This is a genomic window from Actinocatenispora comari (assembly GCF_017312725.1).
GTDB lineage: Bacteria > Actinomycetota > Actinomycetes > Mycobacteriales > Micromonosporaceae > Actinocatenispora > Actinocatenispora comari.
Window position 1 is genome coordinate 1 of the sequence record NZ_BOPO01000070.1, and the last position, 12,191, is coordinate 12,191.

The 12,191-nt window shown below is 75.1% G+C and carries 10 protein-coding genes; 7 read left to right on the forward strand and 3 right to left on the reverse strand.

The features are described from left to right. Nucleotides 1–121: 121 nt before the first annotated feature. On the reverse strand, nt 122–2,053 hold the full coding sequence (locus NUM_RS18855) for an outer membrane protein assembly factor BamB family protein (RefSeq protein WP_207126207.1): 1,932 nt from the start codon (nt 2,051–2,053) through the stop codon (nt 122–124). Between the two features lie 318 nt (nt 2,054–2,371). On the opposite strand from NUM_RS18855, the gene NUM_RS18860 reads away from it, so the two are divergent. Next, a complete protein-coding gene (locus NUM_RS18860) occupies nt 2,372–3,139 on the forward strand; it encodes an SDR family NAD(P)-dependent oxidoreductase (protein WP_207126208.1) in 768 nt (255 codons plus the stop codon). Nucleotides 3,140–3,482: 343 nt separating this feature from the next. Here NUM_RS18860 and NUM_RS18865 read toward each other — a convergent pair whose 3' ends face one another. Then, a complete protein-coding gene (locus NUM_RS18865) occupies nt 3,483–4,097 on the reverse strand; it encodes an AAA family ATPase (protein ID WP_207126209.1) in 615 nt (204 codons plus the stop codon). A 321-nt stretch (nt 4,098–4,418) separates the two neighbouring features. Here NUM_RS18865 and NUM_RS18870 point away from each other — a divergent pair, with 321 nt between their 5' ends. Then, nucleotides 4,419–6,059 carry a DEAD/DEAH box helicase gene (locus tag NUM_RS18870; protein WP_225918688.1) on the forward strand — a complete coding sequence of 547 codons (1,641 nt, stop codon included), beginning with the start codon at nt 4,419–4,421 and terminating at the stop codon, nt 6,057–6,059. Between the two features lie 55 nt (nt 6,060–6,114). Here the strand turns inward: NUM_RS18870 and NUM_RS18875 are convergent, their stop codons facing one another. Then, nucleotides 6,115–7,158, reverse strand: coding sequence for an alpha-hydroxy acid oxidase (locus tag NUM_RS18875; protein WP_207126210.1), 1,044 nt, complete (start codon nt 7,156–7,158; stop codon nt 6,115–6,117). Nucleotides 7,159–7,315: 157 nt separating this feature from the next. Between NUM_RS18875 and ftsY the strand changes: the two genes are divergently transcribed. From ftsY to NUM_RS18900, 5 genes are all read left to right on the forward strand, one after another. Beyond that, nucleotides 7,316–8,542 carry a signal recognition particle-docking protein FtsY gene (gene ftsY / locus NUM_RS18880; RefSeq protein ID WP_207126211.1) on the forward strand — a complete coding sequence of 409 codons (1,227 nt, stop codon included), beginning with the start codon at nt 7,316–7,318 and terminating at the stop codon, nt 8,540–8,542. A 19-nt stretch (nt 8,543–8,561) separates the two neighbouring features. Next, nucleotides 8,562–9,350: a phosphotransferase enzyme family protein gene (locus tag NUM_RS18885; protein WP_030448117.1), complete on the forward strand. Its 789-nt coding sequence runs from the start codon at nt 8,562–8,564 to the stop codon at nt 9,348–9,350. Nucleotides 9,351–9,522: 172 nt separating this feature from the next. Further along, nucleotides 9,523–10,845, forward strand: a complete 1,323-nt coding sequence (locus NUM_RS18890; protein WP_225918689.1) for an ammonium transporter — start codon at nt 9,523–9,525, stop codon at nt 10,843–10,845. A gap of 2 nt (nt 10,846–10,847) precedes the next feature. Continuing rightward, nucleotides 10,848–11,186 (forward strand): P-II family nitrogen regulator, encoded by a 339-nt coding sequence (locus NUM_RS18895; RefSeq protein ID WP_207126212.1) that lies wholly within the window; start codon nt 10,848–10,850, stop codon nt 11,184–11,186. Nucleotides 11,187–11,418: 232 nt separating this feature from the next. Further along, on the forward strand, nt 11,419–12,191 hold a 773-nt coding region (locus tag NUM_RS18900; protein WP_459076863.1), incomplete at its 3' end, for a [protein-PII] uridylyltransferase family protein.

The window sequence follows — 12,191 nt, forward strand, 5'->3', positions numbered from 1 at the left end:
CCACGCCTGGCGCCGGCGCCGCCGGGCCTGGCGCCGGCGCCGCCGGGCCGGGCGGGGGCCGGCCGCGGGATCACCGCCGGCGCGTACCGCCGGCCGCGGCACCGTCGGCAGGCGGCCCCGGTCAGAGGTGGATGCGGACCAGGTCGGTGCCGCGCAGCGTGTAGACGACGTCCGCGGCCGGGTCGTAGGACGCCTGCGGTTCGTTGAACCAGCCGCCACCGAGCCCACCCAGTACGGTGGTCGGGCCGGTGTCGGTGAGCCGGAACAGCGTGTCGCGGGTGACGCCGTAGAGCGCGCCGTCGCGCCAGAACAGCTGCCCACCGCCGGTGTCGGCGAGCTGGTGGCTCGCCAGTACCGTCCGGCTGGCCGGGTCGATCACGACGAGCCGGCCGCCGGAGGTCAGCCCGTACAGCCGGTTGCCGTGCGCCAGCAGGTCGGACCAGCCGGTGGCATCCGGTACCGCGGTCCAGCGCCACAGCGTGCGCCCGGTGTTCAGGTCGACCGCGGCGAGCTGCGCCTCGGTCGCCGTCGGCGGCACCCCGTCCGCGGCGATCTCGGTACCCAGGTACCCGACGTGCCCGTGCGCGGCGATCGCGCTGATCGCCTGGCCGGGCACCGGGTCGTACCGGTGTGTGGTGTCGCTGGCCACGTCGTAGAGCGTGAACGCCCCGCCCACGGTGCCGTACTCGGCGCGGCTGCCGATCGCGAGTTGCCCGCGGTCGGGCAGCCAGGTCATCGCCCGGGGCCGGTTCTGCCCGCCGCCGATCGCGCCGCGGCGGGCCATCGTGTCGGTCGCCGGGTCGTACGTGTCGACGAAGCCGCCCGGGTAGACGCCGAGATAGGCGCGGCCGTCGACGGGCACGATCCGCTTCGGTTCGCCGAACGCGCGGACCCGCCGGCTGGTGCCGGCCGCGAGGTCGTGCACCTGCAGGCCGAAGTTGCCGCCGACGTAGGCGTACCGGCCGCCCTGGACCGCGACCGACTGCGCGGGTTCCGGCGCGGCGGGCATTCCGGCCGCGACCAGATCGGTCACCGTGGTCGCCCCGCTGTCGGGGTCCAACGTCCACACCTCGCCGCTGCCGGCCACCCCGACGAGCCGGCCGCCGGAGACGAACACGCCGCGCGTCTCGTCCTGCGGTACCGGTGTGCCGAGCCGCTGCAGCGTGGCGGTGCTGCGCCGGTACCGGTAGACCGAGCCGGAGGTGCGGGCGGTCAGGTAGACCGAGTCGCCGTCGATGGTGATCGCGTCGACGGTGCGGTCGCCGGTGTCGACGATGGTGTAGCGGCTCGGGTCGTGCCGGTCGAGCAATGCGAGCTTGCCGGACGGTTCGGTGCCCACGGCGATCAGGTCGTCGGTGACCGCGACGTCGTAGACGAACGCCTCGCCGCGCAGCTCGTCCGGCAGGATCTCGGTGCGCTGGCCGGTCGCCGGGTCGTAGGCGATCAGCCGGGCCGCGGCGCCGGTGCCCGCGTAGACCGTGCCGTCGTCGGCGACCGCGACCGACCGCACGTAGCGCTGCCCGGGGCTGGCCTGGCCGAGGTCGCGGGTCGCGCCGGTGTCCGGGTCGACCGCGTAGAGCTTCCCGGACGGGTACGTGCCCGCGTACAGGGTGCCGTCCGGCGCCGCGGCCAGGTCGAACACGTACGTGTCGGTGCCCAGGCCGGTGAGCCGGGTCGCGGTGTTCGTCGCCGGGTCGTAGCGGTGGATGTCGGCGACGCCGTACATGCCCGCGTACACGGCGCCGTGGTCCACCGCGGCGGCCCACCCGCCGGTACCGGTGGGCAGCTCGGCGTGCTCGACGACCTTCCGGGTGGCCAGGTCGTAGCGGGCGACGACGGCCGGCTGCAGCCCCCGGGTCACCAGGTACAGCGAGTCGCCGTCGATCGCGGCGCCGGTGACCGGTGCCGACACGATGCCCGGCCCGAGATCGTCGACCCGGGGCGCGGCGGTGCCGGCGGGTGTCGCCGGCCGGCCCGGGTCGGCGTGCGCGGTCGCCGGTACCAGCGCCGTGGCGAGGACCGCCACGAGTCCCGCCGCGAGTGCTCTGAGCATGCCGACCCCTTTTCGGTCGTGTCCGAAAAGCAATTGGCGCCCATTAGATGTCCTCGCCGTCCGGCTGTCAACGCCCCGTCCGGATCGCGGACCCTGACCGCTCCGCCCGACGGGCGGGGCATGACGGGCGTGGACGACGAGGGTGGACGACGGGTGGCATGACGGGCGGCATGACGGGCGTTGCCACGATGGGGTGGCCAAGGCGGGGTGGCCACGATGGGCGGGGCCAAGGCGAGGTGGCACGGGGGGCGTGGCCAAGGCGGGCGGGCCAGGACGGCGCCGGGGCGGCCGCCGGCGCCGGGCCGTACCGTGGCCGGCATGGAGACGGGACTGGCGGGCAAGCGAGTACTGGTGACGGGCGCGACCGGCGGCATCGGCGGCGAGCTGGTCGCCGCGTTCGCCGCCGAGGGCGCCCGGGTCGGGGTGCACCACCGCAGCGACCCGCCGCGCGCGCAGCAGCTCGCGGCCCGGTACGACGGGGTCGCGCTCGCCGCCGACCTGACCGTCGAGTCCGAAGTGGACGGTCTGGTCGCCGCGGCGGTGGAGTCGCTGGGCGGGCTGGAGATCCTGGTGGCGAACGCGGGGAAGTACCCGACGCCAGCGGCGCCGGTGTGGGAGCTGGATCCGGCCCGCTGGCGGGCCACCATCGCGGCCAACCTGGATGCGACGTTCCTGCTCTGCCGGGCGTTCCTGCGGCACGTGGTGACCACCGGCGTCGGCACGATCGTGCTGGTGGGCTCGACCGCCGCCCGGTTCGGCGAGGCCGACCACGCCGACTACGCGGCGGCCAAGGCGGGGCTGAGCGGGCTGGCGCTGAGCCTGAAGAACGAGATCGTCCGAATCGCCCCGGCCGGCCGGATCAACGTGGTCGCGCCGGGCTGGACCGCGACCGACCGCAACGCCGACCGGCTGGGCGACCCGGACTTCGTCCGGGCCCGTACCGCCACGATGGCGCTGGACAAGCTGGGCCGCCCGGCCGACGTCGCGGCCGCCGCGGTGGTGCTCGCCTCCGACCGGCTGTCCGGCCACGTCACCGGCGAGACCGTGACGGTCGCCGGCGGCATGGAGGGCCGCCTGCTCCGCTGACCGCCGGCGTGCAGAGCATCGGTCGCGCTGGCTGGCGTCGTGCGGAGCATCGGCCACGCTGACCGGCGGCGCGCGGGGCAGCAACCGCGCTGACCGGCGGCGCGCAGGCAGTCAACCGCGCTGACCGGCGGCGTGCGGGCAGTCGACCGCGCTGACCGGCGGCGTGCGGGGCAGCGAACCGCGCTGACCGGGCAGCATGGAAGGGCGCCTGTTGCGCCGGCCGGCTGCTGGCAAGGGCCCGTTGCGCTGGTCGTGGCGTGTTCGGTGCGCGGACAGGCGCCGTCAGCCGCCTGTCCGGACCGAGGTCGCCTGCCGGTCGGGGAACCGTCGGCGCCGGTACGGGTCAGTCGATCCGGGCCGCCGGCAGGTCGGTGAGGATGGTCCTCACCGTCTCGGCCGGGGTCTGACCGCCGGTGTCCAACCAGCGGCCCAGCCGGGGCGTGGCCCGCAGCTCGCGGTCCAGCAGCTCGGGCGTCCAGCCGTCGCCGTAGCCGGTCTTGCCCCGGCCGCGCTCGCGTCGCGCCACCACGGCCGGATCCGGCGCCAGCACGACCAGGTGCCGCGGCCTGGCCCGCAGCCGGTCGACGAAGCGGGGCAGGTCGGCGCCGAGCACGATGTCCTGCACCACGGCGGTGAAGCCGGCCGCGGCGTACTCGTCGGCGGTGCGCGCGGCCAGTCGGTACCGCAGCTCCCACTGCTCGCGCAGCTCGTGCTGCGGCGCGTCCGGCGACGGGGTGACCTGTCCGCGCACGATCATCCGGCGAAACACGTCCCCGCGCACGTGGACTGCCCGCGGCAGCGCCTCGGCGAGCAGCTGGGCGACGGTCGACTTGCCGGCGGCCATGATCCCGGTCACCACGATCACGCCGGCCGGCGCGGGTTCGGGACGGCCCGGCTGTGCCGCGACCGCCGGCGTGGGGCGGTCCGAAGCGGTCCGGATCGAGGGCGGATCGGTCACGGCAGCATCGTCCCGGCAGGGGTACCGGGCGGGCAACCGGTTTCGCCGATCGCCGCCCAGGTGGTGCGGGCCACCGGAGGTGCGGGTCACAGGCGTGACCGGGCGGTGATCAACGCGATCGCGGCGGGCTAGACTTTGCCGGTACCTGTCATCGGCGCAGCGAGCGCCGGGCACGTCTTGTTCATCCCGGTGGCCATCCGACGATTGTCTGCCACCCGTGATGGTGTCCCCGTGGTGTTCTGGGCCGAAGGCCTGTTGGGCTGCGGAGCCTGTGTTGAGACGCGCCCTGTCTCCGGAAGGTTCCTGTTGAACAACCCTGTCGTGCCCACAACGTCCATCCCCCAGCAGATCTCCGCCTCGCCCGAAACGATCACCGCCGCAACCGGCACCGAGCCCGCAGCCGGTACCGAGACCGCAACCGGCACTGAGCCCGTAACCGGCACTGAGCCCGTAACCGGCACTGAGCCCGCGACCATCGCCGAGAACGCGCCGGCGGAGGCGTCGTTCGCCGACTTCGGGCTGCCGGACCGGCTGGTCTCGCTGCTGCACCGGCGCGGGATGCCCGCGCCGTTCCCGATCCAGGCGGCGACCTTGCCCGACTCGCTGGCCGGCCGCGACGTGCTCGGCCGCGGCCGTACCGGCTCCGGCAAGACGCTCGCGTTCGGGCTGCCGGCGCTGGTGCGGCTCGCCGACGGGCCGGCCGCCGCGCCGACGAAACCGCGTGGCCTGGTGCTGGTGCCCACCCGCGAGCTCGCCCTGCAGGTACGCGACGCGCTGGAGCCGCTCGGCCGGGTCCTCGGCGTGCGGATCGCCGCCGTGGTCGGCGGTGCGCCGTTCGTCAAGCAGATCGGCCAGCTGCGCCGCGGCGTGGAGCTTCTCGTCGCGACGCCCGGGCGGCTGTCCGACCTGATCGCCCAGCACGCCTGCGACCTGTCCGACGTGGCGGTCACCGTGCTGGACGAGGCCGACCAGATGTGCGACATGGGCTTCCTGCCGGCGGTCACCGAACTGCTCGACCAGGTCCGCCCGGACGGCCAGCGGATGCTGTTCTCCGCCACCCTGGACCGCGAGGTCGACTCGCTGGTGGCCAGGTACCTGACCGATCCGGTGACGCACTCCACCGACCCCGGTACCGCGTCGGTGTCGACGATGGACCACCACCTGGTGCTGGTGTTCCCGCCGGACAAGCAGGCGGTGACCGCGCAGATCGCCAACCGCGCCGGCCGCACCCTGCTGTTCGTGCGTACCCGCAGCTTCGCCGACCGGCTGGAGGAGCAGCTGCGTTCGGTCGGGGTCGCCGCGCGCGCCCTGCACGGCGGCAAGACCCAGGCGGTACGCACCCGGACCCTCGCCGAGTTCCGGGAGGGCCGGGTGACCGCGCTGGTGGCCACCGACGTCGCTGCCCGCGGCATCCACGTCGACGACGTCAGCCTGGTACTGCACGTCGACCCGGCCGGCGACGCGAAGGACTACCTGCACCGTGCCGGCCGTACCGCCCGGGCCGGCGAGACCGGCACCGTGGTGACGCTGGTGACGCCGCGGCAGCGCCGGTTCGCCGAGTCGATCGCCAAGCAGGCCGGGGTGTCCGCGCGGCGGCTCCGGCTGCGCCGGCTGGACGAGACGGCGCAGGGGATCGACCCGCTGCTGGCCGAGGTGACCGGTGCCCGCGAGCCGAGCGGGGTACCGGTCGTCGACGAGCCGGCGCCGCGCCGCGGCCGGTCGCGCCGCGACGACCGCATTCCCGGCCAGCGCGGCCCGCGTCACCGCCGCGACGACCGCGGCCGGGACTTCGGCCGCGGGCGAGACGCCGACGGCGAGCGCCGGTCCTGGTCGGACCGGCCGCGGCGCGACGACGGCGAGCCCGGCCACCGGTCGCCGCGACGGGAAGGCGGCGACCAGGGCCGGCCGTACGGCCCGCGGGGCGAGCGTGCGCCGAGTCGGCCGGCACCGCACTCCCGCTGAGTACCGCGGCCGGGTGTCGGGGCTCGCCCGACGCCCGGCCCCCGGGCACCCCCGCCTAGCGCGGTGCCCGGGTCACCAGGCCCGGCGGCAGGTCGGTCGGGGCGGTCGCGCCGGCGAGGGCGAGCCCCTCGACCAGGTCGCCGCGCAGCGCGTCGAGCGCGGCGGTGACGCCGGCCGCACCGCCCGCGGCGAGAGCCCACAGGATCGGCCGGCCGAGCAGTACCGCGTCGGCGCCGAGGCCGAGCGCGGTCAGCACGTCCAGGCCGGACCGGATCCCGCCGTCGACCAGTACCGGGACCCGGCCGGCGACCGCCTCGACCACCTCGGCGAGGGCGTCGGCGGTGGCCACGGCGCGGTCGAGCTGCCGGCCGCCATGGTTGGAGACCACGATGCCGGCGGCGCCGGCGTCGAGGCAGGCCTGCGCGTCGTCACCGCGCAGCACGCCCTTGGCCAGCACCGGCACGCCGTAGCCGGTCAGCTCGTGCAGCGCGTCCAGCGTGCAGGCGGGGTCCTGGGTGGTGGCGACGAACGGGTCGCCGCCGGCCGGCAGGTGCTCGGCGAAGTTGATCAGGTAGTCGTCGTCGGAGACGGGTACGCCGGCGAGCCGCTTCTTGACCGCCGTGTACGGCGTGTCCATGGTCAACACGAGCGCGCCGGCGCCGGCGTCGACCGCCCGCCGGGCCACCTGCCGGCCGATGGACGTCTCGGCGAGCAGGTACACCTGGAACCACCACGGGCCGTCCGCGGCGGCCGCCACGTCCTCGATCCGGCGCGAGCAGCGCGACGAGAGCACCAGCAGCGAACCGGCCCGGTGCACGCCGCGGATCGTGGCGACCTCGCCGTCGGGATGCGCGAGCCGGTGGTACGCGGTCGGCGCCGCGAGTACCGGCAGCGCCAGGTCGGCGCCGAGCAGCCGGACCGCGGTGTCGACGGCGGTCATGTCCAGCCCGATCCGGGGCCGGAACCGGTAGCGGCGCCACGCGGCGGCGGCCTCGTCCAGCGCGATCTCGTCGCCGGAGCCGGTGGCGTAGTAGTCGTACACCTCGCGCGGCAGCCGCGCCGCCGCCTGCTCCGCCTGTTCGGCCAGGATCCGCAGCATCGTGCTCCTCTCGTCGCACCGCGCGGCGATGCTACCTGCCGGTTCGCTGGGCAACGCGGCATTTACCCGGTGCCCCGGCCGGTTGCGGAGCGTGTCGACCGTCGCCGGTTTCGGGCCATCCCGACGAGCCGCGCCGCGCGTCTGACAGGATTTGGGCATGGAGTACGTGCTCATCGCCGTCGGCGTCGTGGTGATCCTCGCGCTGATCGGTGTGTTCGGCCTGGTCCTGCCGCACAACAGGCGCACCAGGCGGGAGAACGTCGAGCCCGAGCAGGCCGACCGACCCGCCGGCGGTACCACCACCGCGACCGCGCCGAGCGCCGAACGGGGTGCCGCCCAACCGCAGGCGCCTCCCTCGGCCGGCCCGGCGGCGGACACCGCGGCGCCGACGGTCGAGGAGCCGAGCGCCGAGGAGGCGGTGGCGCCGCCGGCGATCGAGACGCCGGAGCCGACCGCCGGCCGGCTGGCGCGGCTGCGCGGCCGGCTGGCCAAGTCGCAGAACCTGCTCGGCCGCGGCCTGCTGGCCTTGCTCTCGTCGGACAAACTGGACGCCGACACCTGGGAGGAGATCGAGGACTCCCTGCTCACCGCCGACGTCGGGGTGGAGGCGACCACGCAGATCGTGGAGCGGCTGCGGGAGCGGACCAAGGTGCTGGGCACCCGGTCCGCCGGTGAGCTGCGCTCGCTGCTGGCCGAGGAGCTGGTCACCGCGCTGGACCCGGAGATGGACCGGTCGCTGCACACCGCTCCGCACGACGGCCGTCCGGCGGTGATGCTGGTGGTCGGCGTCAACGGCTCCGGCAAGACCACCACCTGCGGCAAGATCGCCCGGGTACTGGTCGCCGACGGGCGCAGCGTGCTGCTCGGCGCGGCCGACACGTTCCGGGCCGCCGCGGTCGACCAGCTCGCCACCTGGGGCGAGCGGGTCGGTGCGGAGACGGTTCGGGCGCCGGAGGGGCGCGACCCGGCCTCGGTGGCGTACGACTCGGTCCAGCGGGGTATCGAGACCAAGGTCGACACGGTGTTGATCGACACCGCCGGTCGGCTGCAGAACAAGGTCGGCCTGATGGACGAGCTGGGCAAGGTGAAGCGCGTGGTCGAACGGCACGGCCCGGTCGACGAGGCGCTGCTGGTGCTGGATGCCACCACCGGCCAGAACGGGCTCGCCCAGGCCGAGGTGTTCACCCAGGTGGTGAACGTGTCCGGGGTGGTGCTGACCAAGCTGGACGGCACCGCCAAGGGGGGCATCGTGATCTCCGTCCAGCGTAAGCTGGGCATCCCGGTCAAGCTGGTCGGTCTGGGCGAGGGCCCGGACGACATGGCGCCGTTCGATCCGCGGCAGTTCGTCGACGCGTTGCTCGGCGAGCCGGCCGGGACGAGTTGACGTCGACCCGAGGTGGTAGGTGACGCAACGTGAGGTCCAGCTGCACGGTGGCAACACCAGCACGGTGGTCCGTGTCGGTGACACCGTCCGACGCAATGCCGGTCCCTGGACGCCGGCCGTGCACGCCCTGCTGCGCCACCTGGAGGCGGTAGGGTTCACCGGCGCGCCGCGGGCGCTGGGCATCGACGAGCAGGGCCGGGAGGTCCTGTCGTACCTGGACGGCGAGTGCGGGGAGTACCCGATCGCCGAGCACTGGGCCACCGACGAGGCGTTGGTGACGGTGGCGCAGATGCTGCGGATGTTCCACGACGCGCAGCGCGGCTTCCGGCCGCCGGCGAACGCGGTGTGGCGCTCGTTCGGTCCGCCGCCGCCGGACACCGAGGTGATCTGCCACCACGACGCCGCACCGCACAACGTGGTGTGGCGCCCGGACGGCACCCTGGCGCTGATCGACTTCGACCTGTCCAGCCCCGGCTCGCGCATCTACGACGTGGCGTACGCGGCGTGGACCTGGGTGCCGCTGTTCAGCGACCGCGACTCGTACCAGCTGGGTTGGAAGCGGCCGAACCGGCCGCGGCGGCTGCGGATGTTCGCCGACGCGTACGGGCTGACCGAGCGGGACCGGCACCGGCTGGTCCGGGTGATCCGCAAGCGCATCGTCGACCACGTCGAGGGCATCCGGCGGATGGCCGCGGCCGGCGAGCCGGCGTTCGTCCGGATCGTGCACAAGGGTCACCTGCGCCGGCCGATGCGCGACCTGCGGCTGATCGACCACGAACGCCAGCTCCTGGAGTACGCGATGCGCTGACTCCCGCCCGGGAATCGCCCCGAAACCCGCGGTAACCGGCGCGAAACAGTGCGGCACGGCCGCGTAACCGTGCGATCGCCGGCCCCGTAACACCCGACCGCGACGCTGGTGCGTACCGGTGGCGGGCAGCGCCGCCCCTGCACCGGTCGTCTTCGACTGCGGGAGGGCACGGGTGATCAACTCGGGCGACACCGCCTGGGTGCTCGCGAGCGGCGCGCTGGTGCTGCTCATGACGCCGGGGCTGGCGTTCTTCTACGGCGGCATGGTGCGGGCGCGCAGCGTGCTGAACATGCTCATGATGAGCTTCGCGACGATCGGCCTGGTCAGCGTGCTGTGGGTGCTGTACGGGTACTCGCTCGCGTTCGGCTCGGACTCGTTCGCCGGGCTGATCGGCAACCTCGACCACGTCGGCCTGGCCGGCACTCTCGACGCGGTGACCGGGCCGGCGCACCACCGGATCCCGGTGCTGGTGTTCGGTGCGTTCCAGCTGATGTTCGCGATCATCACGCCGGCGCTGATCACCGGCGCGATCGCGGACCGGGCCCGGTTCGGTGCCTGGCTGCTGTTCGCCGGCGTCTGGGTCACCGTGGTGTACTTCCCGGTCGCGCACTGGGTGTTCGCCTTCGACGGCGGGCACGGCGGCTGGATCGGCGACCGGCTGGGCGCGCTGGACTTCGCCGGCGGTACCGCGGTGCACGTCAACGCGGGCGCGGCGGGCCTGGCGCTGGCGCTGGTGCTCGGCAAGCGGCACGGCTGGCCGAAGGAGCGGTTTAAGCCGCACAACCTGCCGCTGGTGTTGCTGGGTGCCGGGCTGCTGTGGTTCGGCTGGTTCGGGTTCAACGCCGGCTCGGCGCTCGCCGCCAACGGCACCGCCGGTACGGCGTTCCTGAACACCCAGGTGGCGACCGGCGCGGCGATGCTCGGGTGGCTGGTGGTGGAACGGATCCGGGACGGCAAGGCGACCACGCTCGGCGCCGCGTCCGGTGCGGTGGCCGGGCTGGTCGGGATCACGCCGGCGTGTGCCGCGCTCAACCCGCTGATGTCGGTGGTACTCGGCGTCGTCTGCGGCGCGGTCTGCGCGATGGCGGTGGGCTTGAAGTACCGGCTCGGGTTCGACGACTCGCTGGACGTGGTGGGCGTGCACCTGGTCGGTGGTGCCCTCGGTTCGCTGCTGATCGGTCTGCTCGCCACCGCGACCGTCACCGGCGGGCCGGCCGGGCTGCTGTTCGGTGGCGGGTTCGCGCTGCTCGGCAAGCAGGTGGTCGCGGTGCTCGCGGTCGGGGTCTACTCGTTCGGCCTGAGCTGGCTGATCGGCAAGGCGGTCGACAAGACCATCGGGTTCCGGCTGGCGCCGGCCGACGAGGCCGCCGGCATCGACGGCGCCGAGCACGCCGAGAGCGGGTACGACTGGGGCGGCCTGCTGTCCGGCCGGCGCGGCGCACCGGCAGCGTCCACATCGGACACACCGGCCGCGGTGCCGGCGGGGAGGGAGTGACCGTGCAGCTGATCACGGCGGTCGTCAAGCCGTTCCAACTGGACGCGGTGAAGGACGCGGTGCAGGCGCTGGGCGTGGCCGGGATGACCGTCACCGAGGTCTCCGGGTACGGCCGGCAGAAGGGCCACGTGGAGCTCTACCGCGGCGCCGAGTACGCGGTGGAGTTCGTGCCGAAGGCCCGCGTCGAGGTGGTCGTGGACGACTTCGACGTGGACAAGGTGGTCGACGCGATCGTGGCGGCGGCCCGGACCGGGCGCATCGGCGACGGCAAGGTGTGGGTCACGCAGGTGCGCGAGGTGGTCCGGGTCCGCACCGGGGAACGCGGTGTCGACGCCCTCTGAGGCCCCCGGCGACCCGTGGTCGTCGTGCCGCGGCGCGGGCCGGCCGGCGTCGACGGGTGGCGGCCGGCCCAGGGCAGCCGGCACGCCGGCGCCACGGACGGCGGGGACCGGCCTGGCCGCGCGGGCGGCAGGGACCGGCCTGGCCGCGCGGGCGGCGGGGACCGGCCCGGTCGCGCCGGCGCCACGGACGGCGGGGATCGGGCCGGCGGCGCGGGCGGCACGGGCGACGCGGTTGGACGGCTGGCTGGCCGGGCTGCTGCCGAGCGCACCGGGGGTGGCGCTGCTCGCGACGGGTGGCCTCGGTCGCCGCGAGTGCCTGGACCGCACCGACCTCGACCTCCTCATCGTCCACAGTGGACATCACGGGATCGGCGCGGTGGCCGACGCGGTGTGGTACCCGGTCTGGGACGCGGGCCTGCGCCTCGACCACGCGGTACGCACCGTGCCCGAACTGCTCGCCGTCGCCGCCGACGACGTCCGGGCGGCCCTGGGCCTCCTCGACGCCCGGTACGTGGCCGGCGACCGGGCGCTCGCCGAACGGGTCCGCGCCGCGATCCAGGTGTCCTGGCGGCGCGGCGCGGCCACCCGACTGGCCGCGCTGCACGAGCTCGATCTGGCCCGCTGGGACCGCTACGGGGAGCTTGCGAACCAGCCCGAGAGCGACCTGAAGCAGGCCCGCGGCGGGCTGCGCGATGCCGTGGTGCTGCGCGGCATCGCGTTCGCCCAGCTGGTACCGGGGTCGCGCCGGGCCGCGCTGGCCGCGCAGCGCCGGCTGCTGACCGTCCGGGAGGCGCTGCACCAGGTCGCCGGACGGCCGCTGGACCGCCTGGTCGCCGATCTCGCCGGGCCGGTCGCCGCGCTGCTGACCGACGCCGCCGGCGACCTCGCCCCGGACGACCGCCCGCTGCCACCCGGCACCGGACCGGCGCCGTCCTGGCCCGACCCGACGCTGCTCGGTGGCCCGCCCGCGGCCGGCACGGGCCCGGCGCCGCCCGGGCGCGGGTT